We start from the raw sequence: 21,625 nt of genomic DNA on the forward strand, positions 1-21,625 counted from the left end.
GCGGGGAGCTGGTGGCGATGCGCGAGACGCGCCGAGGGAAATACAAAGCGGGCGTCTCACCGGAGTGATCCGCCCGCTTTTCACATCAGTCTGACAAAGAACAGTGCGTTCAGTCCGCCTCCGGTTCGTCGTACGAGTAAGCATCCGCCTGCCGAATCGAGTCTAACCAGCTCTCTACCCCGTCCTCGTCGTTCGGCTGCCCGCCGCCACTGGCATTACCCGCCAGCGAAAACGTCAGTGCGCGTTCCGTTCCCTCGGGCCAATCGGGCATGGCCAGACCAGCGGCCACACGGCGAATGGTCGCTCCGCAGGCACCGAGCAGTTCGGTGGCCCGCGCTTCGAGCGTAGGGAGGGGAATGTCGAGGTCCCGCGTGACCAAGCGACCGGTGGCACCATCGCGCCATGCCGAATCACCGACCGCACCGCGGTCCGGCCACACACCAAGGTGGCGCACGACACTCGACGTGGATGCTTCCATTCGCTCACTCTCGAACGTGGCCGCGAGCGCGAGGGCGAGCGCCTGCGTGTCGGCCTGTCCGTACAGCGTCACGACTTCCCGCCGCGAGCGCGTACCGAATGGAAGCACGGGAATCGAGTTCACGTGCGCGAGTACCGGCGAATCGCTCGGACGAGCCTCAAGTCTCACGAGGACGTCCACTGGGTGCTCCTGCGTTGAAAGGTTCGAATAGGACCGACGAGGCTCGCGCCCGTGCGTGCGCCGCCCACGTGGAAAGGACGTGCCACCCGGTGGGGAGCAACGTCTGGAAAGACCAACGGGTGCCCCACCGGCCGCGTTCCGCATCCCGGTCGCCGGACCGTCGCAGGTGTGTCACGAACACTCACGGTGGGCGAGCGCCGTCGGACGCCCTGCCCGGTCCGCGTCAGTCGGCGGCGCTGGCGGCGTGGTCGACGGTGTGGTTGGCGGCGTGAAGCCAGATGCCGCCCAGCAGCGCCAGCGCGAGCGCCGCCCCGATGGGAATCGCCCCCGCGGTGTTTGACGTCACGGCGTAACCGATCCGCAGTGGGGCGGGGAGGGCGTAGCCGGCCAGCACCATGTACCCCAGGGCGACGCCGAGCGCCGCGAGCCAGCGGATGGCTCCTCGCAGAGGCAACACCAGCAGCGAGAGGAGGACCCCCCACGCAGTGGCCACGATGAGGTGGTGCAGGTAGCCGAGGGCGACCGAGGTGAGCGGCGCGGCGGCGGAGAGCACGCCGAGCCGTTCGAGGAGCCCGCGACCGGCAAGGCGGAACGCCCGCCCGGCCTCGCCTTCGCGCCAACCAATCCCGAGGAGCGCGCCGCCGGTGGCGATCGTCGTCAACGTACCCGACGCAAAGGCGGCGTCGAGCAGCCGGTCGAATGCGCGTGACGAAGTGGTGGCGGCCATCGCTATAAGATATAGGGCGGGACGGGTGAAACGGGGATCCCGCCGTTACGCGCCAGGGCCCCGTGAGTCCCGTGCGGTAGCGACGGGTCGTTAGGTTGTTCGTTCATCTGCCCTTCTTGAACGTCGGTCGACGCACGCATCCCATGGCCAGCCAGATCCATTCCGTCACGCGCTGCACCGGTCGTACCCCCCACCGCCTGATCGCGCGCGTGGCGCTGTCGGTCGCCGCCCTTGCCGCGTTCTCGCCGGGACCACTGTCGGCGCACTCCGTTCCGCACCTCGAGGGATGGGAACGTGTCGCGCGTCAGCCGAAGCCCTCGACGTCACGTGCCGCAAAGCCCGGCGCGCGGGCCGGCGGCACGGCAGCACCGGCGCCGCAAAGCGGTCCCCGCACTCCCAACGAATTGGGGCGCTTTCCCATCGTGGAGTGGCACCAGGTGGTCGAGAAGGACGGCACCTACAAAGTGTCGCGCGAGCGCTTTCGAGCCGAGCTGACCGAACTGCACCGCCGCGGTTACGTGCCGGTGAACCTGTCGGAGATCCTCGACAAGCGCTTCAACGTGCCGGCCGGCAAGACGCCGGTGCTGTTCACCTTCGACGATGCGTCCCCGAGCCAGTTCCGCTATCTCGAGCGGAACGGCCAGCTCGTGGTGGACCCTTCGAGTGCAGTGGGCATCCTGCTGGACTTCATCAAGGCGCACCCGGACTGGACGCCCAAGGGGTTGTTCTGCATGCTCCCCGCCGCCGAGGCAGGGCACGCATTCTTCGGCGAAAAGGGCATTCAGGGCCAGAAGAGCGAGTGGCGCCACGAGAAGGTGCAGTTCCTGCATGCGCAGGGGTTCGAGCTGTGCAACCATACGCTGTGGCACGCCAAACTCAGCAAGTACTCCGATGCCGTGGTGCAGGAGCAGCTCGCGCGCGGCGTGATGGCGATCGATAGCGCCGTGCCTGGCTACCAGGTGCGCGGGCTGGCACTGCCCTACGGCCTGTGGCCGAAAAACCGCGCCCTCACGCGCAAAGGCTCGTGGTACGACAAGAAGGGAAAGCGCGAGGTGCGCTACGCCCACGAGGCTGTGTTCGAAGTGGCCGGCGGCCCCGCGCGCAGCCCCTATGACCCGCAGTTCAATCCGTTGGCGCTGCAGCGAGTGCCGTTGCAGGGTGGCACCAATCTGACCACAACGCTCAACGAAATGGACAAGCCGGGGAGCAAGTGGGCGCGGTTCGTGTCGGATGGCAATCCGAAGGTTGTAGCGAAGCCGTAAACGGGACGGTCCGTCCTACGGAGGGAGCCACCGCTCGGCTCACCCCTACGCCGTCCGCATGCGCTCGCACTCATCCCACCGGTCCACGGCGCGGCGAAGATGCGGGATGACGATGGAGCCGCCGACGATGAGGCCGATGCTCATGGTTTCGAACACTTCGTCGCGCGTGACGCCTTCTTCGGCGCAGCGCACGATGTGGTAGGTGATGCAATCGTCGCAGCGCAACACGAGCGAGGCGACGAGGCCAAGCAGCTCTTTCGTCTTCAGGTCGAGGGCGCCTGCTTCGTAGGCACGGCCGTCGAGATTGAAGAAGCGGTTGATGACGAGGTTGTTCTCACCGAGGATGCGCGTGTTCATGCGCTCGCGGAAGGTGCGGAACTCGGCGAGCGCCGCGCTTTCGGTGGGCGTGGCGTGATCGTGCGGCGGGCCGGCGGCGGCGTCGGTCATCGAAAGCTCAGAACGTGTAATTGCGCAGCGTATTGAGCGCCGTCTCGAGCGCTGCGCGCTGCGGCTCGGTGGGCGAGTTGTTCCAGAGCTCTTCGTAGGCACCGATCGCAAGGTCGAGCGCTTCCTTGTCGTGCTCGGCCGCCGCGAGTGACGCGGCGTTGTCAGCGAGCGCGGCCTTGGCGAGCATGTCGTCGGGGAAGCGCTGCGTGACCTGCAGCCAGCGCACGGTGCGGTCGCGCTGATTGCCTTCGGTGAGTGCCCACATGTGCCAGGCGCCGCGGTTTTGCGGATCAGCGGCAAGGGCGCGGTTGGCGAGGTCGCCCACAACCTCGGGACCACGGCCGGAGAGCCAGTAGGCGTTGGCGAGGATCACCAGGGCCCGCGCATTGCCGGGCTGGTCCTCGACCACGCGCTCGTACAGCGGGCCCGCCACTTCGGGCATGTGCAGCCACGGTTCGGCCGCGGCGACCAGTGCGTCGGGCGTTGCCGTGTCGCGCAGGTGGTGGAGGCGTTCCATGAGGGCGCCCACGTTACCGGATGCTTCGTACGCGGCCACGACGTCAGCGAGCGCGGCCGGTAGATCGAGAGGAGGAGCAATCATGGGACGAAAGGTAGACGGGGCCGGAATGGGGGGCGAAAGGGTTGCGCGATCGCTCCGGAGTCGCAATACTCCAAGGGCGTAGAGAAGTACGTAGCAGGAGCTCGAAGGCAACTGAGAGCGGCGGCGTTGCAATGATGCGCTGCGGCTGAGCCGAACACACGGCCCTTTCGAGAGACCGGAGGCATGACCTCCGTGCATTCCCCCCAGCGGTACCGGATTCGCGTCGACGTGCATCCGGCAGTGAGACGGCACGAGTCTCCGTCCCTTTGCACTCCCGCATCAATCGTTGCGCTTGCGCGCCCCACGAACCCGATCCCGGGTCCGTTCCTCAGGCTTCGGGTCGAACTGTCCCCTTGGGCAGTCCGACCGAGAGCCGTGCTCCGTCCGCTCGGGCCTGAGCACCCAGTCCCATCTGCAGTAGTCGAATGACCGAACCGAAACGTCCGACCCGTCGCCCGCGCACGCGGGCGACCCCCGAGTCCGCCGGGGACGACAATCCGTACCTCGATGCACCCGTCACCCGCGTGAAGCGGGCAGCGCCGGCACCGGCCGAGAGTGCCGCACCAGCCAGCACCACGGGTGAGGACAAGCCCCGTCGTCCACGGGCTCCGCGTCGCCCCAAGGCCGACGCCAGTGCCGCCGAGACGCCAGCCGCCGCCCGCACACCGGCACCGCCGGCAGAAGCGCGCAGCGAGGCCCGTGAAGCCCGCCCCGCACGCGAGCCCCGCGCTCCGCGCACCCCGCGCACCCCGCGCCCCGACTCGGCCGGCGAGGCGCCAGCGCCACGGACGGACGCGCGCCCCGAGGGCCGGAGTGAGGCGAGAGACGCGAGCGGCGAGTCGCGCCCCGTACCCCGCGCGGAGCGCTACGCGCCGTCGGGGTACGACCCCGCAGAACGCGCCCCGGCCGAACGCCGGGAGCCGCAGAATCAGTACGACCGGGCCTTCGACCGGACGGATGGCCCGGAGCGAAGCGAGCGTCCCGACGGGCGCCAGGATGCCCGTCAGGATGGCCGTCAGGATGGCCGTCAGGATGGCCGCCCGGAGCGTTCTTTCGAGAGCCGCCGGGAACGTGGCGGTCGCCGTCGTGGCCGCAACCGGCATCGTGATCATGATCGTGACCGCGGCCGCGAGGGTGGCGGCGATCGTGGCGGGATGGACCGGCCGGCGCAGGCCCCCATGGCGGAGCGGCTTGATCGTCCCGCGCCGGAGGCAGGAGGGGAGCGCCAGGATCGCTTCGATGGAGAGGATCGCGGCGGATTCCGCCGCAATGGTCGTCGGGGTCGCAACCGGTTCCGCCGTGGCGGTGGTGGTGGCGCCCCCGGCGGGCCGATGGAGGGGGCACCGGATCGCGCGCCGTCCGCGGCGGTCGCGGTGGAAGGCACGATGGCGGGGTGGTTCGATGCGTCACGGGATGGCGGCTTCCTCCGTCGGGCGGTCAACAGCTACCTCCCCGACCCCACCGACCCGTTCATCCCCCCTGCCCTCGTGCGTCTGCATCAGCTGCGTCGTGGCGACAAGCTCGATGTGACCTACGGGCGCGACCATCGCGGGCGTTCCGTGGTGGTGGACGTGCAGCAGCTCAACGACGGCTCCGCCGTCGTGCTTGAGAAGCGCCCCGACTTCAACACGCTGGTTGCGAGCTATCCCGATCGGAAGCTCACCCTCGAGACCGGGCGCCCCGCGAAGACGGGCCCCGAACTCACCCGCCGCGCCATCGACCTCATTGCGCCGATCGGCTACGGGCAGCGTGCACTCATCGTGGCACCGGCACGTGCCGGCAAGACCACCCTGTTGCAGGCCATCGTTGAGGGGGTGGCGGTCAACCACCCGCAGGCCGCCCTCCTCGTGCTCCTCGTGGACGAGCGCCCCGAAGAAGTGAGCGAGATGATCACGTGGGGCTACGGCGAGGTCGTGGCGTCGAGCTTCGACATGCCGCCCAAGCGTCACGTGGAAGTGGCGGAAATGACGCTCGAGCGCGCCCGTCGCATGGTGGAACAGGGCAAGGACGTGGTCATCGTGCTCGACTCCATCACGCGTCTCGCCCGCGCGCACAACACCGTCGATCGCGGCACGGGTCGCACGATGTCGGGCGGCCTCGATGCCACCGCCATGCAGAAGCCCAAGGCGTTCTTCGGTTCGGCGCGCATGATTGCGCCGCAGCACGGCGGCGGATCGCTCACGATCATCGCCACCGCGCTCGTCGAGACCGGCTCGCGCATGGACGACGTGATCTTCGAGGAGTTCAAGGGCACCGGCAACTGCGAGATCAAGCTCGATCGCTCACTCGCCGACCGACGCATCTTCCCCGCGTTCGACATCGCCACCAGCGGGACGCGTCGCGAAGAGAAGCTCTACCGCCCCGACCAGCTGGAGAAGGTGCACCTGCTGCGTCGCGGTCTGCATCAGCTGCCGCCACAGGCGGGGATGGAGTGGCTCATCAAGCGCATTGCCGCCACCAGCAACAACGATTCGCTGCTCGACGGACTCTGAGCCGCACGACACACGAGCGACTCGGAACGATCAGCGGCGCGCGTCCATCGGACGCGCGCCGCTTTTCACACGCTACGGCTTCGCCGCGCGCTGACCGAACTCGTCGTACAACACCGCCGACGCGCGAATCCCGAGCCGATAGTTCTCCTCGCTGATCCACTCGTCGGGCGCGTGGGCATTTTCGCCGGGAAGGCCGAAGCCCATGAGCAGCACCGGTGCCCCGAGGATGCGCTCGAAATCACCCACGACCGGGATGCTGCCGCCTTCGCCGGTGATGACCGGGTCGCGGCCGAAGGCCGCCAACAGCGCCGCCTTGCCGGCGTCGATGATCGGGCCCTGCAGGTCGGCGCGCCACGGCTTGCCACCGTGCAGATGCTCCACCGTGACGGTCACGCCGGCGGGCGCCACGCGCTCGACATGCGCCCGCACCAGCGCGGCAATCTGCTCCGGCTCCTGATCGGGCACGAGGCGGAAACTCACCTTCGCCATCGAAACCGCCGGCAGCACCGTCTTGGCGCCTTCCCCGGTGTAGCCGCTCAGGAGGCCGTTCACCTCACAGGTGGGGCGTGTCCAGAGCCGCTCGAGTGTCGTGTAGCCCGGCTCACCGCCCAGCGCCGTCACCCCCACCTCGTGCATCAGCGTGTCGTCGCTGAAGGGGAGGGTGCGCATCTGCGCGCGCACATGGTCGGGAAACGGGCGCACGTGGTCGTAGAAGCCGGGAATGGCGATGCGCCCGTCGGCATCGTGCATGGTGCCAAGCATGCGTGCGAGTGCCATGGCGGGGTTCACGACCGCGCCGCCATACATGCCGCTGTGCAGGTCGCCGTTGGCGCCGCGCACGTTGATCTCGAGATAGGCCATGCCACGCAGCGACGACAGAATGCTCGGAATGCCGGGGGCAAACATGGTGCTGTCGGAGATCACCACGGCATCGCAGGCCAGCCGCGCCTGTTCGCGCTCCAGGAAGTGCTCGAGGTTCACGCTCCCCACTTCCTCCTCCCCTTCGGCGAGCACGATCACGTTGATCGGCAGCGTCCCGCGCGTCGCGAGGTGCGCCTCGAGCGCCTTGATGTGCAGGTAGAGCTGCCCCTTGTCGTCGACCGAGCCGCGCGCGTAGATGCGCCCATCGCGCAGCGTGGGCTCGAACGCGGGCGACGTCCAGAGCTCGAGCGGTTCGGCGGGCTGCACGTCGTAGTGCCCGTAGATGAGCAGCGTGGGCGCCGTGGGGCCGGCCTTCCGCCACTCACCCACGACGATCGGATGACCGGGCGTAGGTTCGATGGTGGCCGTGAAGCCGATACGCGTGAGCGCGTCCGCAACAAAGTGCGCCGCGGCCGCGCAGTCAGCTGCATGCTCGGAGCGCGCCGATACCGAGGGAATGCGAAGAAACGCGAAGAGCTCATCGAGCGCGCGCGCATCGTTGGCGTCGCACCAGGCGTGCAGATCGGCAGGAATGGACATGATCAGAATGAAGTGGAAGGACGGTCAGCCGCGGGTGCGTCCCACGGACAGGCCGACGGCGGTGGCACCGAGCCCGAGCAACAGACTCACCACCACGTACAGTGCAGCGCGCCCCGTGCGACCCTGCTGCACGAGTGTGACCACCTCGGCGCTGAATGCGGAGAACGTCGTGAAGCCTCCGCAGAGGCCGGTCGTGAGCGCGAGGCGCACAACAGGATCGCTGTCACCGCCCGCAAACAGGCGCGAGAACACGCCGATGAGAAACGCGCCGGTCACGTTGACGAGCAGCGTGGCCCACGGAAAGGCGGCCCCGAACGGCGTGAGCGCAAGCGTCGCGGCATAGCGCGCCACCGAACCGACCGCGCCCCCCACCGCGACCGCCACGAACGCCGCCGCCGACGCAGGCGACGTCACTTGCCAGACTCCGTGCGGGGAAGGAGCCCGGCCCCGTAGCGTGGGCTCTCCCGCGGTACATCGCGCGCGATCCGGTAGAGCCAGATGCGCCGGCGCGTGACCTCCCCCTCACCACGCCGCAACACCACGAGCGCCCCCCGCTGCGTATCGGCGAACCAGCCACTCACGACCTTCGCGAGCGAGTCGCCCTTCGCGTCGGCGTCGAAGGCCACCACGAGCCCGTCGCCGGGGCGCACGCGCCCCCAGGCGTTCTGCCACACGTCGTACTGGTTGGTGCGCCCGCCAAGGTTGAGTGAGAAGACCATGGGATGATCGGGGAGGTGGAAAGCGAGCTGCGAGGCGTCCTGGTAGCGGTCGGCCGCCACCCAGCGATCCACGGTACCGTCGAGGAACGGGTCATGACGCGCCACGTCCACGGCGGCCGCCAGCTGCGGCCACCCATGGGCGCGCGCGATCGGGTCCTTGCGAGGCGCGAGCGGCAACAGCGGCCGCCACGCCTGCACGCACACGATCGCAAGCAATACGCCGGCGAGCCAGCCCCCGCGCCGCCACCATGTGCCGTGCGCCACCGGGGCCGTGCTGGTGGCCAGCAACATGATCGCCCCTGGGTAGATCATGGCCGGCCAGTTGGCCTCCACCGGTCGACGCCATGCGCTGATCGCGAAGAAGGCGAGCGGCACCACTGCGATCATCCCGAGTGCGAAGCGGCGCACCACCAGATCGGTCGGCGTAGCGGTCCGCCGGCCCTGCCACCCGTCACGCAGCGCGTGCCAGACCACGATCGCCATGATCGTGAACAGGATGGGGGTGGCGAGCCCCAACTGACCACCGATCATCTCGAGCTCGCGCGAGATCGGATTGCCGCGCGCGGCAGCGTTGAAGCCGTGCCCCAGCTGGAAGCGGAAGGAGAGCCAGTCGTTGAAGTAGTTCCACAGCACGACCGGCCCGAACATCGCGAGGGCGACGGCGCTGGCCACCCAGGGGCCCGCGTCGGCGAAGCGTCGGCGCAGCGCCGGATGCACGACACAGGCGATCACGAGCCCCATGGGCAGCAGGACCGCGGTGTACTTGGACACGAAGGCCCCGCCCAGCGCCAAACCGGCCGCGACCCACCAGCCGAAGCTGACGAGCGACCGGACCGGTGCCGCCAGGGCGCGTTCGACCGCGAGCAGCGCGAGCATGGTCGTGGCAAAGAGCGCTGCGTCGGGGGTGGCGAGCACCAACCCAAGGGTGGCGATCGGCAGCACCGCCATGACCATGGCGGCACGGCGAGCAGCGTAAGCACCTGCTCGGCCCCGGCCAGCGAGCTGCCAGGCACACAGGACCGCGGCGACGTGGGTGAGCAGCGCCGCGATGGCCGGACCGCCGCGCACACCGACCGGGCCGTTCCCGAACAGCGCGGTCCCGGCCGCTATCAGGAGCGCAATGCCGGGCGGATGGTCGAAGTACCCGCCTTCGAGGCGCCTCGACCAGTCCCAGTAGTACGTCTCGTCGGGGAGCAGCGGTACGAACGACGACAGCAGCAGCCGCAGGAGCGCCGCGCCGACTATCCAGCCGGCCACGAGTAGCCACTGGGTGGTCGTCTCCCGTGCCGGGGTATCGCTGCGGGCGCCGTGGACAGAGGTGGGCATGATGCTGGGTAACTTGCACGGGTGCCCGATCGCATCGCTACGGACACGGTTGGCTTTGCTTGCCGCCGTTGGAGCGTCCACTCAGGTTGCCCGTAGGCTGGGCACCAGCCGGCTGCAGGTTACGGGTGACGCGGACCGGGCGTCCTCCCGTGGTACGATCCCTCGGCGTGCCGGAATCGGCAAACCGCCTCCCTTCTTGTTTCCAGGACGGACCTGCATGCGGGTCGCAGACCGAATTGCATTGTGGTCATTGAGAAGTCCCCGCCGATTGGGCACGCTCGCGCTGTGCGCCCTCCTGGGCACCACGACCGCCTGCCTCGATCTCAAGCCGCCCGCGGCCTGCTCGGTGAGCGTGGCCCCAGCGACCCTCTCGCTGCCGGTCAACGGAGCCGCCACGATCATCGGCACCGCGTTCAATTGCGACGGCAACTCCATTCGCAACAAGCGCATCGCCTTCTCGTCAAGCAACACCGCCGTGGCGACGGTGACCACGGAGGGCGGTGTGATCGCCGTGTCAGTGGGAACGGCCACGGTGTCGGCCACGGCCGATGGCAAGAGTGCCTCCGTCCAGGTGACCGTGACCCCTGAACAGGCGGCGACGGTCACGGTGAATCCGTCGGCCATCACGCTGCGAAAGACCAACACGCGGCAGCTCACCGCCACCGCCCGTACCGCGCAGAACCAGATCATCACCGGGCGCTCCTACCGCTGGACCTCCAGCAATTCGGCGATCGCCGCGGTCGACCAGAATGGTCTGGTAACAGCGATCGGCGCTGGGACGGCCGCGATCACGGCCGAGTCGGATCAGACGGTGGGGCAGGCGCAAGTGGTGGTGACGGAGATTCCGATCGGGGCCTGTTCGCTCTCGCCGACCAGCGTCAAGGTCACCACGTCACAGAGCGTACAACCCACGCTGGTGCTGCGCGATACGGCCAACAACGTGATTCCCACACTGGGACGTGCGATCGCCTGGACCAGCAGCAACGAGAACGTGGCCACGGTCACGCCGACGGGATTTGCCACGACGCGCCGGGCCGGCACCGCGCGGATCACCGCGTCGGCGGTCGAATACCCCGCCGTGACGTGCAGCGCCACCGTGGAAGCCGTCGACGCGCGCATCGTTCAGGTCGTGATCACTCCACGTGTGGGATCGCTGCGTCTGGGAGTCCCCCGCGGCTTCACGGCCGCCCTGCTCGATTCCACGAATATGCCGCTCGCGTCCGGTCGCATCGTCTCGTGGAGTACCAACACGCCGACCGTCGTGCAGGTGACGCAGGCCGGCCTCGTCACGGGGCTCTCACTTGGCACGGGGCGCATCATCGCAAGCGCGGAGGGCGCGTCCGACACGGTGGTGCTGCAAGTCACGCGAATCCCGGTGGCCAGCGTATCGGTCACGCCGCTGCAGGCGAGCGTGCTGGAAGGACAGTCCGTACAGTTCCGCGCCACGGTCACCGATTCGGCGGGGACCGAGGTGACGGACCGCCCGGTCGAGTGGCTCACCAGTGATCCCACGCGCGCCATCGTCAGCGGCAGCGGTTTGGTGAGCACCATCGCACCGGGAGTCGTCACGATCGTGGCCACCTCGGAGAATCGCCTCGGCCAGGCGGCCTTGTTGATCCAGCAGATCCCCGTGGACACCATCGTCGCACCGGCCAGCTTCCTGCTGCCGCGCGGGGCGCAGCTGCCCTTCGCCATCGAAGTGCGTGACGCCCAGGGCAACCTCCTGCGCAACCGTACGGTGGAAATCCGCAGCGACAATCCCGCGGTAGCCAACGTCCCAACCACGACCACTACGTCTCAGGTGCTCGTCGCCGGTGTGCAGACCGGCAGCGCGACACTCACGCTGCAGGCGTTGAACAGCAATGGGCAAGCGCAGGGCAAGGCCACGCGGGTGACCATCACGGTCACCGCTCCGCCGCCGTTGGTCCCGGTGAGGAGTCCGTCACCGTCGCCTTAACCGTGTCGTGATATAGCTTTACCACCGGGGTCGCCAACACGCGTGGCGGCCCCGGTTCCGTTTTCCCCATTGAGCGCCGCGGAGTTGGCATCGTGAACAAACCCTCCTTTCTGCGTGACCTGTTCGCCGGCGACGTGAACGAGTCGCTGCTCTTCCCGTATCCGGCCACGCTCGACGCGCGCGACGCCGAGGAGGCGAAGACGGTGCACCGGCTCGTGGAGACAGTGAACGATCTAGTCGCCCGCGGCGTGATTGATGCACGCAGGTTCGACGAGCAGGAGGGGGTGGACGAGGAGGTCGTGCAGGCCTTTGCCGAAGCCGGATTACTCGCGCTCACCATTCCCAAGGAATACGGCGGGCTGGGACTCTCAGCCAGCGCGTACGCGCGGGTATTCGGCGCCGTCGCCTCCATCGACGCCTCGCTCGGGGTGCTGATCGGTGTGCACTGCGGCCTTGGCAGCAAGGCCGTGGTGATCGCCGGCAATGAGGCACAGAAGGCGCGCTATCTCCCGATGCTCGCGCGCGGGGAAACGCTTGCCGCCTACGCGCTGACCGAACCGGAAACGGGTTCGGACGCCCAGAATGTCGTCACCAAGGCAGAACGAAGCGCCGACGGCACCGGATGGGTGCTCAACGGCCGCAAGCACTGGATCGGCAACGGCCAACGCGCCGGCGTGATCGCCACCTTCGCGCAGACGCCGGTGGAGCGGAACGGCGAGACCGTATGGCGCCCCACGGCGTTCATCGTGCGCCCCGACATGCCGGGGTTCCGCGTCGACGGCACCATCCGCAAGCTTGGCATCCGCGCCTCCACGCAAGCCGAACTGGTATTCGACCATCTCTTCGTCCCCGACGACCATGTGTTGGGGGAAGTGGGCAAGGGGTTCCGCGTGGCGGTCAATGCGCTCAACGCAGGACGGCTCTCGCTCGCGTCTGGGTGTGCATCGGCGTGCAAGTCACTCCTGGGCGAGTTCACGCGTTACGCCGAGGCGCGCACGCAGTTCGGTGGACCGCTGGCGGGCTTCGAAATCACGCAGCGCAAGATGGCGACCATGGCGAGCGAGACGTACGCCGCCGACGCGATGGTGGGAGCACTGGCCGCCGCGCTGGATGCCGACAACGTGGATGCGGCACTCGAGGCGGCGTGCGCGAAGATCTTCGCGAGTGAACTCGTGTGGCGCAGCGCCGACGAGCTGGTGCAGCTGGCCGGCGGGCGCGGCTTCGTGAAGCCGTGGCCCTACGAGCGCTACCTGCGCGATGCCCGCATCAACCGGATCTTCGAGGGCGCCAACGAGGTGCTTCGCCTCTTCGTGGGACTGAACGGCATTCAGGGTCCCGCCGAAGAACTCAAGGAGATTGCCGGCGCACTCCGGAACCCCATTCAGAACTGGGTGCTGGTGTCGAGCTTCGCGGCGGGCAAGGTGGCCACGGCGTTCGGCAAGCGCGATCGCTTTCAGGTGGCGTTGCACGCGTCCCTGAAGCCGCACGCGGAGTTCGTGGAGAAGCACGTGGCGGAACTGGCCAAAGCCACCACGACCGCGATCACGATGCACCGCAAGGAGATCCTGCAACGTCAGCTGGTGGTGGAACGCCTCGCCGACATGGCAATCGAGCTCTACGCCCGCTGCACCACGATTGCGCGCACGCAGACGCTGATCGATGAACGCGGCGCCGACGCATGCGCGCGGGAAATCGCGCTGACGGAGCTGTTCTGTCTTCAGTCCGGGCGCCGCTTTCGTGCGGTACGCACGGAGCTGGAGGGAAGCACGGGCGGGCAGATCGACGACCTGCGCCGTGGCATTGCGGCGCGCGTACGCGAGGAGGCAGGCTACGGATCGAGCGACGCCCTGCTCGACGTGGCGGTGCCGCCACTCCCGGCGTGGAGCCTCACGCGCGACGAGCAAGCCCGTGCGGTGGCGCGCGATCGTCCGGTGTAACCGGGCGACCCGTGCGCCGATTAGGCCTCGTTCTTCAATAGCCCGAGCTTGAGGGCGAACTTCACGTAATCGGTACGGTGCGTGAGGCCGAGCTTTTCGCCGATGCGCTGCTTGTACGTGTCCACGGTCTTGGGCGAGATGGTCAGGTGCTCGCCGATCTCCGGGGCAGTGTAGCCCTCGGCCACCATGCGCAGCACGACCTGCTCGCGATCCGTGAGCTTCTCGAATCGTGTGCGCTCCTCGGCACTGCCGTCGCGCTTGGCGAGGCCGCGCGCCAGCGCGCGGGCGGCGGTGGGCTGCACATACACATCACCGGCGGCGACGGTGCGCACCGCGTCGACCAGTTCCCGATCAGCCACCGACTTGAGCAGATAGCCACCGGCGCCTGCTTCGAGCAGCGCGACAAGATGCTCGTCCTCGGTGTGCATGGTGAGCACGAGCACGCGGCGACTGGTCGGCTCGTCGGGGCGCTGCACCCGCGTGGCATTGACCTTCTGCAATTCGCGCGTGGCCGTGAGACCATCCATGTCGGGCATGGACAGGTCCATCACGATCACATGCGGATCGAGACGCTCGGCGAGCGCGAGGGCGTCCTTGCCGGACCCCCCCTCACCGACGACGGTGATGTCCTTGGCGGTCGAGAGGACGGCCTTGAGCCCGGAGCGGACGATCTGGTGATCGTCCACGAGAATCACGCGAATGAGATCGGGACGCATACCGGAAAGTACGCGCCAGACCGCGGGGAAGTAACAGACCGCACGACGGTGCGCGATCAGTCTTGCTCGAAGGCCGTCTCGCCGCTCTTGAAGACGCGGAACAGATATAGGAAGCTCGGCAGCAGGATCGCCGTGCCGATGGCGAGTGCACCAAGGGTCAGCTGCAGGGTGATGCGGGGGGCAGCGAGCGAGGTGATCGTGCGGTCCGGGGGGAGGAGCCATGGGAACTGCGTCCAGGCCCACCCCCAGAGTATGAAGCTCGCCTGTGCGGCAGCAGCCAGGCGCGCCAACTGAAAGCGGCGAACCGACAGCGCCCAGAGCGAGGTGGCCGCAGCGAGTGCGGTCACACCGTGCATGGCGAGCGCGGCTTTACCCTTGGTGAGCCCCTCAAAGAGCAGCGGGTCATTGGCACTCCCCAGCACCAAGGTGACCGTGGCAGTGACAACGAGTGCCAGTTGTGACTGCACGGCGCGGCGGCGAAAAATGTCACGCAGGGAGTCGTCGGGCGCCTCGACGGTGAGATAGCTCGCCGCCAGGAAGGCGAAGAGCATGAGGGTCAGCAGCCCAACCGCCCACGGGAAGGGGGAGGCGAACCACGGGTCGATAAAGCGCTCCCGGAAGGGCATCTCGGTGAATGCCTGCCGCGCGCGCATGGGGACGGTACCACCGGCCACGGCGCCCACGCAGACCCCCAGAATGATCGGGGTGAGCAGACTCGCCACCGAAAAAATGCGCCCCCACCGGCGTTGCACCGCGTCCTTCTGGCTGTCGTAGGTGCGGAAGGTGAACGCCGACCCACGTAGCACAACGCCCACCAACATGATCGTGATGGGCACATGCAACTCGGTGGCGAGATGCGCGAACGCTTTAGGGAAGCAGGTGAAAAGCAGCACCACCACGAGGATCAGCCACACGTGGTTGGCTTCCCAGATCGGACCAATCGCCTCGGCAATGAGCGCCCGCTGTTGGTCGCGGTCCTTCCCGCGCGCGAAGAGATCCCATACTCCGCCACCGAAGTCGGCACCGCCAAGCAGAACGTAGGCATTGAGCGACAGCACCATCACGCCGGCCACCACATGCGGCAGTGTCCAGGTGAGTTGCGTGGTGTCACTCACGTCTGTGCATCCGACCGGTGCGGCACCGCCGAGGCACCGCTGAGCATCGAGGGAATGGGCAGCTCTCCCGTGCGATCGATCGGCGTGGGCGTGATCCCCGTCTTGAGGATCTGCCGCCAGAGGAGAAACACCACCGCGATCGCCAGGCCGATGTAGAGCGCCGTGAAGAGGGCAAAGGTGACGCCGAGCCCCGGTACGGGGGTGACGGCATCAGCGGTCCGCAGGATGTCCTGCACGATCCACGGCTGCCGCCCTACCTCCGTCACCGTCCACCCGGCTTCGAGGGCAATGAACCCCATTGGCGCCGCCCCAATGATCGCCAACAGGAACCTGCGATCATCGGGGAGTGCCACGCCGCGGCCACGGCGCCGCTGCCACCAGCGCCAGACGCCGAAGAGCGAGAGCGCCGCCATCATGCTACCGCACGCCACCATGATCTGAAACGCGACGTGCACGATGCCAAGCGGCGGGCGATCCTCTGGCGGGACGCTGTCGACCCCGGGCACCACCGCGGTGGGATCCCCGTGCAGCAGGAACGACAGCGCGCCCGGGATCTCCACCGCTCCGCGGTGCTCGAGGGTTGCTTCGTTGGGCCAGCCGCCAATCACGAAGGCCGCGGGGCCGGTCTTGAGATGCCCTTCCATGGCCGCCAGCTTGACCGGCTGGCGCGCAGCCACGTCGCGAGCGGACCAATCGCCGCTGAGTGGCTGCAGCAGCGCGGTCGGGAGGCCGATGGTGAGCGCGATCTGCAGCGCCGCACGATGAAAGGCGCGGTGCGGCGTGCCGCGCCAGAGCGCCAAGGCGTGAATGCCCGCCACGGCGAAGCCCGTGGCTGCGAAGGCGGCCAGCGTCATGTGCACGATCTGCGCCCGGGCAGCCCGGTTGAACATCGCCGCGAGCGGATCCACGTTGGTAACCACGCCGTCGACCATATCGAAACCGGCCGGTGCGTTCATCCAGGCATTGGCACACACGACGAAGGCCCCGCTCAGAGCGCCGCTGACTGCCACCACGACGCCGGCGGCAAGATGCGCTCGCGGCGGAATACGCTTCCACGCGTACAGGTAGATGCCGAGGAAGATGGCCTCGGTGAAGAAGGCAAAGCCTTCCAGCGAAAACGGCATGCCGATCACGGCACCCGCATGCTCCATGAACGTGGGCCAGAGCAGCCCGAGTTCAAAGCTCAACACCGTCCCCGACACGGCACCGACGGCGAAGAGAATGGCCGTGCCCTTGGCCCATCGCTTCGCCAGTTCCAGCAGCACCGGGTCACGCGTGCGAAGCCACCGCCACTCGGCGATGACCATGAGCGCCGGCATGCCGATTCCTACCACCGCAAAGACGATGTGGAACGCCAGCGACATCGCCATCTGCGAGCGCGCAAACATCAGGTCGGACATCATACAAAAGAAATGCCCGACGGCCTCCTCACGTTCCGGCGGCGACCACTTCCCCCGTGCAGCGCCCGAAGCCGATCCGGCCCACGCCCGGACGCTCGGCACATGCGGTTAACGTGACTTCATCGCCGTCCTCGAGGAAGCCGCGGGTCTCCCCATTGGGGAGCGTCAGCGGCTCGGCCCCACGCCGGGTCAACTCCAGTAGACACCCGCGACTGTCAGCGTTGGGACCGGAGATCGTGCCACTCCCCAGCAGATCGCCCGGACGCAGGTTACAGCCACTGCTCGCATGGTGCGTGAGCATCTGCGCGAAGCTCCAGTACAGATCGAGCGCGCTGCCGCGCGAAATCCGCACCGGCGCGTCGCCGGCCTCACGCATGCGCCGCGTGCGAAGCCATACCTCGACCGTGAGTGCAAAACCGCCGCGTGCTGCGTCGCCCGGATCGTGTAGATACGGCAGCGGCGGTGGATCACCCTCGGCCCGCGCCGCGAGTGGCGCGCGGAATGGCGCGAGCGCCTCGAGTGTGATCACCCACGGGCTGATCGTGGTGGCAAAGTTCTTGGCGAGGAATGGACCGAGTGGCTGATACTCCCACGCCTGCACGTCGCGCGCGGACCAATCATTGAGCAGACAGAGCCCCCAGAGGTGCCCCTCCGCCTGCCCCAACGGGATCGTCTCGCCAATGGCATTTCCAGCCCCCACGAACGCGCCCAATTCGAGTTCATAATCGAGCGAGCGGGAGGGACCCACGACGGGTATCGCGTCGTTGGGCCCCTTGCGCTGGCCACAGGGGCGACGAACGGGCGTCCCCGACACCACCACGCTCGAGGCGCGGCCGTGATAGCCGATCGGCACCCATTTGTAGTTGGGGAGCAGTGGGTTGTCGGGGCGAAACAGTGCCCCCACGTTGGTGGCGTGATGCACCGACGCATAGAAGTCGGTGTAGTCGCCGACCTGCACGGGAAGAAACAGCTCCGCGGCGTCCTGCGCCACGAGGGCATGGTGTGCCGTCTGCTGGTGGTGCACCGGCGTGTGCTCGGCCAGAAGCGCCAACAGCGCAAGACGCAGCCCCACGCGAGCATCGGCACCATGCGCCATGAGTGCGTTCAGCGAGGGAGAGGCGCAAGCGCGCGCCGCACGCTGCGCCACGTCGGGGGCATCGTCGAAGAGCCCAGCCGCGAGGCAGGCGGCCACGTCGAGGATGTGGGCGCCGATCGCCACGCCTACGCGGGGTACTTCATTGCTGCCGGCGCGACGGAATACGCCAAACGGCAGGTTGTGCAGAGGAAAATCGGGGTGGCCGTTGGCACTCACCACCCAGGAGGTCGCCGTCATGTCGCGATCATGCAAGAGGACGAAGAAATGTCGGTGCGCACACAGGGCACCGAAGCGAGCGGAGAGGCCATCGCGCCACCAGCGATGGCCCCGCCAAAGGTGAAGGATTGACGGAAGACGCCGAGTGCAGCGATACCGCCGGGGTTGACCTCGGGCACCTAGAGCCACCCCAGAGCGCGGCTTTCGTCGACCGGCTCGGTGAACGAGCAGCTACCAACGCTCACCAGCACACGCTCGCGTACATACAGCAACACCCTGCCGTCGAGAATCACCGCCCCCCCCGGACCATGCCATGCCACATGGGTGCTGGCGAACTCGAGCCGGGTCGGATCGGACTCCTCAAGCAGTAACGCCGCCTGCTCATCGGTCCCACCGTCGACCAGCAGTGCCGCGGCCAATAGGACGTTCAGAAACCCGAACATGCGGCAGGTGGGTGCGTTGGCCTCGTACGTGAGCCGGTATGCGCCACGCATCGGATGATGCAGCCCCGCCGTCGCCTTGGCAGTCACGGTATGGACGAGAAGCGCGCGCAAGAAGCGCACAATCTGCGTGGGCGCGGGGAAGGCATCGGCTACGGTGCCACCCGTGCGCATCTTCGCGCGGCGTCCGGTGTGCGCGACTGCCGCCACGAGCTCCTCCACGCCGTCACGCAGCGAAAGCTCGAGATACGTGGTCAGCGATGCCGGAATGGCGTCGTGAATGCGCCTAATGTCGTCCACGCTCTCGGCCTTGAGTTCATAGCAGTCCACGGTGGCCCCGCACTCGTCGAAGCACACGCGGTGGCGCTCGTTGAACGCGGCGATCGCGTCAAGATCGGCCGCGACATCACCGCTCCCGGTAACCGACAAGCGCCACGGAATGGCCCCGGCGTCACGCGGCAGCAGCGGCTCGGCCCTCTCGGAAAAGAGCGAGAGTTGCGCAGCTGGGCACACGAAGCGCCCCAGGGCCCAGCCGCTACCACCGGCGCGATAATTCGCGTAGTTGCGCACGGCCGCCTGCATGGCGAGCGCCGCGGGAGGAAAGAGGCCGGCGTAATCCACCATCCCTTCGAGGAGGATGCGTGAGGGCCGTTCGGTGAGTGGCGGAAGTCTGACCGGCATGCGACTGTCTCAGAGGCCGTCGAAATCGAGGCCGAGGTCGATGGCGGGATCGTAGTGCGCTTCGAGAATGGTCATGACGGCGTGGGAGCCGAGGGGTTGCCGTTGCGGGGTTGCCGTTGCGCGGTGACGGGTCGACCCTGCCACTTCTGGCGGGACCCGTCAAAATCGCTCCGGGAGGGCCTTTCCCGCGACTCCTTGCGCATGGGCGCGGCTTCGGTCTTGTCGCCCCCTTATATAGGAGGCGGCCTGGGTCACCGGGACAGATTGCCCCCCGGGTCGGGGCCGAGGCCCCGGGCTGGGCCCCTCCGCCAGCACCTGAGCCACCGCCTGCCGCAGAGGACCGACACCCGCTCGGCGGGGTGCATCCCGGCCACTCCACGGCCAATCACATGGAACTGGGTGCGGATTCGTTCGGTCATAGTAGTTTCCAGTCAAGGAAAATCGGGTCCCCTACAGAACCCCTGGGCGGCGTGCCGTCCAGACTCCCCGCCTCTTTCGCTTTTAGGAGACGTCATGCGTTTGACGTTCATGGCCGGCGCCGTGGCTGCCGCGTCGCTGACCGGTGTGTTTGTTGGACCGTCCACTGCCGCGGCTCAGCCGGGTGGGGTGTCGGCGAGCTGCTCGATCGATGCCAACAACCCGAAAGAACTGGCGATGCAGTCGCTGGCCTTCACCCAGGCCAAGGCCTCGCAGAACCCCGAGCAGCGCAAGAAGGCGCTGATGGGGATCATCAAGGAGCTCGACACCAAGCCCGAGCGCTTCGCGAAGAACCCCGCCGGGTACCAGTTCACGCTCTCGGAGGCGCTGAAGCTATGGGCGCTCGAGCCCGGCATGCCGGCGACCCCCACGCGCAGCTCGCTCGGCTTCGTCACCAACCCCACCGAAACGATCGATGTGGTGGTGGCGCTCGACGCCGCGTACAAGGCGATTGTGGCGGCGGTCCCGGCCTGCGAGGCCGACATGAAGGCGCAGCGCCAGAACGAAGTGTGGCTGCAGCAGACCCAGGCCGCACTCTCGGCGTCGAACGGGGGCAACCTCGACTCGGCCGAGTACTACGCCAAGCGCTCGCTGATGCTGGTGGACAATCCGTACCCGCACTACGTGCTGGCCAATGTGTCCAACGCCCGCGGTGACAAGAAGGCGGCGGTCATGCACTGGAAGCATGTAGTACAGCGCGCGGGGAGCGACACGTCGTACCGCGACATTGTGAATGGGTCGCTCTACTACGTGGCCATGACGCAGCTCGAGATGGCGAGCACCGCGCAGGGCGCCGATCAGCAGACGCTGGGCAAGGAAGCTGCCGCGGCGTTCAAGGTGCTGCTCGCCGCCAGCCCGGACAGCCCCGATGCCGCCAACTACTACAACGGCTGGGCCGACGCGCTCACGCTGGCGAAGGACACGGCCAGCATCCCGCAGGTGTATGCCGGGCTCCTCGCGGCGCCCGACAAGGCGACCGACATCTCGCTCACCATGGCCGGCGTGATCGCCACGCGCGCCAACAAGACCGACGACGCGCTCAAGCTGTTTGAGGCCGCCGTCGCGAAGAACCCGAACAACCGCGACGGGCTGCGCAACCTAGCCGCCACGTACTACAGCAAGGACAAGTTCAAGGAGATGTTCGAGCCCACGCGCAAGCTGGTGGGGATCGATCCCAACAACTACGACGGCTGGATGATGTTCGCGTACGCGTCGCAGGGGTTGGGCAAGAGCGCCAAGCTGCCCGCCGAAAAGAAGGCGTGGACGGATTCGCTGGTGAAGTACCAGACGTTGGCGGAAGGGATGCCGGTCAAGGTCGAGGTGGCGGGCTTCACCCGCGGTCAGAGCAACGCCACCCTGTCGCTGGCGCTCGAGCAGGTGACGGCCGCGGGCACCTACACCATCACGGCCGAGTTCCTCGACGAAGCCGGTGCGGTGGTGGCCACGGCCACGGAGTCGACCGGTGCCCTCAAGAAGGGCGAGCGCAAGACGGTGGAGTTCAAAGCCGCGGCGCCCAAGATTTATGGATACCGCTACAAGCCGGTGAAGTAAGGCGGCACCCGCACGATCGAAGGGCCCCGGGATCCAATCCCGGGGCCCTTTTTGTCTCGGGTGAAGCCCTTCCCGATCACGCCCCAAAGGGCGAACCTTCGTGGCCATGCGCCGTACCCTCTATCTCATCGGGGCGCTCCTCCTCGCCCATGTTGCGCTCCTGACCATCCGCCCCTCCGGGGCGACCGTCGCCGATACCTCCGAAGGACTCGACGTGGGGATCGTGTTCGACGTGGGGGGGCGCGGTGACAAGTCCTTCAACGACGGCGCCTACCTTGGTGGGGAGCGGGCCGCGAAAGACCTTGGCGCCCGCGTGACCTACATCGAGCCCGGGGAGGGTTCCGAT

17 protein-coding genes and 1 pseudogene are annotated in these 21,625 nt (G+C 67.8%); 6 read left to right on the forward strand and 12 right to left on the reverse strand.

The features are described from left to right. Window positions 1–109: 109 nt before the first annotated feature. Together ACIQ51_RS09645 and ACIQ51_RS09650 are read right to left on the reverse strand one after the other, a co-directional pair. Complete coding sequence (locus ACIQ51_RS09645; protein ID WP_396204829.1) at window positions 110–646, reverse strand: hypothetical protein; 537 nt, start codon at window positions 644–646, stop codon at window positions 110–112. Between the two features lie 235 nt (window positions 647–881). Then, on the reverse strand, window positions 882–1,385 hold the full coding sequence (locus ACIQ51_RS09650) for a hypothetical protein (RefSeq protein ID WP_396204830.1): 504 nt from the start codon (window positions 1,383–1,385) through the stop codon (window positions 882–884). Between the two features lie 143 nt (window positions 1,386–1,528). Between ACIQ51_RS09650 and ACIQ51_RS09655 the strand changes: the two genes are divergently transcribed. Beyond that, window positions 1,529–2,647, forward strand: a complete 1,119-nt coding sequence (locus ACIQ51_RS09655; RefSeq protein ID WP_396204831.1) for a polysaccharide deacetylase family protein — start codon at window positions 1,529–1,531, stop codon at window positions 2,645–2,647. A 45-nt stretch (window positions 2,648–2,692) separates the two neighbouring features. On the opposite strand, the gene ACIQ51_RS09660 is transcribed toward ACIQ51_RS09655, so the two are convergent. Then, window positions 2,693–3,094, reverse strand: a complete 402-nt coding sequence (locus ACIQ51_RS09660; protein ID WP_396204832.1) for a carboxymuconolactone decarboxylase family protein — start codon at window positions 3,092–3,094, stop codon at window positions 2,693–2,695. Between the two features lie 7 nt (window positions 3,095–3,101). Continuing rightward, entirely contained in the window at window positions 3,102–3,695 is a 594-nt protein-coding gene (locus ACIQ51_RS09665; protein ID WP_396204833.1) for a hypothetical protein, read from the reverse strand. 425 nt (window positions 3,696–4,120) lie between these two features. Between ACIQ51_RS09665 and rho the strand changes: the two genes are divergently transcribed. Continuing rightward, entirely contained in the window at window positions 4,121–6,187 is a 2,067-nt protein-coding gene (gene rho / locus ACIQ51_RS09670) for a transcription termination factor Rho (RefSeq protein WP_396204834.1), read from the forward strand. A gap of 72 nt (window positions 6,188–6,259) precedes the next feature. On the opposite strand, the gene ACIQ51_RS09675 is transcribed toward rho, so the two are convergent. From ACIQ51_RS09675 to ACIQ51_RS09685, 3 genes are read right to left on the reverse strand one after another with little or no spacing between them, the layout of a single operon-like run. Continuing rightward, the gene (locus ACIQ51_RS09675; RefSeq protein WP_396204835.1) at window positions 6,260–7,648 is read right to left on the reverse strand and encodes a dipeptidase; all 1,389 of its coding nucleotides are present in this window, start codon (window positions 7,646–7,648) and stop codon (window positions 6,260–6,262) included. Between the two features lie 24 nt (window positions 7,649–7,672). Next, entirely contained in the window at window positions 7,673–8,062 is a 390-nt protein-coding gene (crcB, locus tag ACIQ51_RS09680) for a fluoride efflux transporter CrcB (protein WP_396204836.1), read from the reverse strand. Beyond that, window positions 8,059–9,693, reverse strand: a complete 1,635-nt coding sequence (locus tag ACIQ51_RS09685) for a glycosyltransferase family 39 protein (protein WP_396204837.1) — start codon at window positions 9,691–9,693, stop codon at window positions 8,059–8,061. The genes crcB and ACIQ51_RS09685 overlap by 4 nt, the downstream gene beginning before the upstream one ends. 268 nt (window positions 9,694–9,961) lie before the next feature. Between ACIQ51_RS09685 and ACIQ51_RS09690 the strand changes: the two genes are divergently transcribed. Further along, the gene (locus tag ACIQ51_RS09690) at window positions 9,962–11,650 is read left to right on the forward strand and encodes an Ig-like domain-containing protein (protein WP_396204838.1); all 1,689 of its coding nucleotides are present in this window, start codon (window positions 9,962–9,964) and stop codon (window positions 11,648–11,650) included. Window positions 11,651–11,742: 92 nt separating this feature from the next. Continuing rightward, window positions 11,743–13,587: an acyl-CoA dehydrogenase family protein gene (locus tag ACIQ51_RS09695; protein ID WP_396204839.1), complete on the forward strand. Its 1,845-nt coding sequence runs from the start codon at window positions 11,743–11,745 to the stop codon at window positions 13,585–13,587. A gap of 20 nt (window positions 13,588–13,607) precedes the next feature. Here ACIQ51_RS09695 and ACIQ51_RS09700 read toward each other — a convergent pair whose 3' ends face one another. From ACIQ51_RS09700 to ACIQ51_RS09720, 5 genes are all read right to left on the reverse strand, one after another. After that, on the reverse strand, window positions 13,608–14,303 hold the full coding sequence (locus tag ACIQ51_RS09700) for a response regulator (RefSeq protein WP_396204840.1): 696 nt from the start codon (window positions 14,301–14,303) through the stop codon (window positions 13,608–13,610). A 56-nt stretch (window positions 14,304–14,359) separates the two neighbouring features. After that, on the reverse strand, window positions 14,360–15,418 hold the full coding sequence (locus tag ACIQ51_RS09705) for a cytochrome d ubiquinol oxidase subunit II (RefSeq protein ID WP_396204841.1): 1,059 nt from the start codon (window positions 15,416–15,418) through the stop codon (window positions 14,360–14,362). Continuing rightward, a complete protein-coding gene (locus ACIQ51_RS09710) occupies window positions 15,415–16,821 on the reverse strand; it encodes a cytochrome ubiquinol oxidase subunit I (protein ID WP_396204842.1) in 1,407 nt (468 codons plus the stop codon). The genes ACIQ51_RS09705 and ACIQ51_RS09710 overlap by 4 nt, the downstream gene beginning before the upstream one ends. 25 nt (window positions 16,822–16,846) lie before the next feature. After that, entirely contained in the window at window positions 16,847–18,151 is a 1,305-nt protein-coding gene (fahA, locus tag ACIQ51_RS09715) for a fumarylacetoacetase (protein ID WP_396204843.1), read from the reverse strand. A 158-nt stretch (window positions 18,152–18,309) separates the two neighbouring features. Beyond that, window positions 18,310–19,251 (reverse strand): hypothetical protein, encoded by a 942-nt coding sequence (locus ACIQ51_RS09720; RefSeq protein ID WP_396204844.1) that lies wholly within the window; start codon window positions 19,249–19,251, stop codon window positions 18,310–18,312. A gap of 513 nt (window positions 19,252–19,764) precedes the next feature. On the opposite strand from ACIQ51_RS09720, the gene ACIQ51_RS09725 reads away from it, so the two are divergent. Continuing rightward, on the forward strand, window positions 19,765–21,279 hold the full coding sequence (locus ACIQ51_RS09725; RefSeq protein ID WP_396204845.1) for a hypothetical protein: 1,515 nt from the start codon (window positions 19,765–19,767) through the stop codon (window positions 21,277–21,279). Between the two features lie 106 nt (window positions 21,280–21,385). After that, a pseudogene (locus ACIQ51_RS09730) lies at window positions 21,386–21,625 on the forward strand (BMP family ABC transporter substrate-binding protein); the annotation flags it as partial.

It is taken from the genome of Gemmatimonas sp., assembly GCF_044344655.1.
Classification (GTDB): domain Bacteria; phylum Gemmatimonadota; class Gemmatimonadetes; order Gemmatimonadales; family Gemmatimonadaceae; genus Gemmatimonas.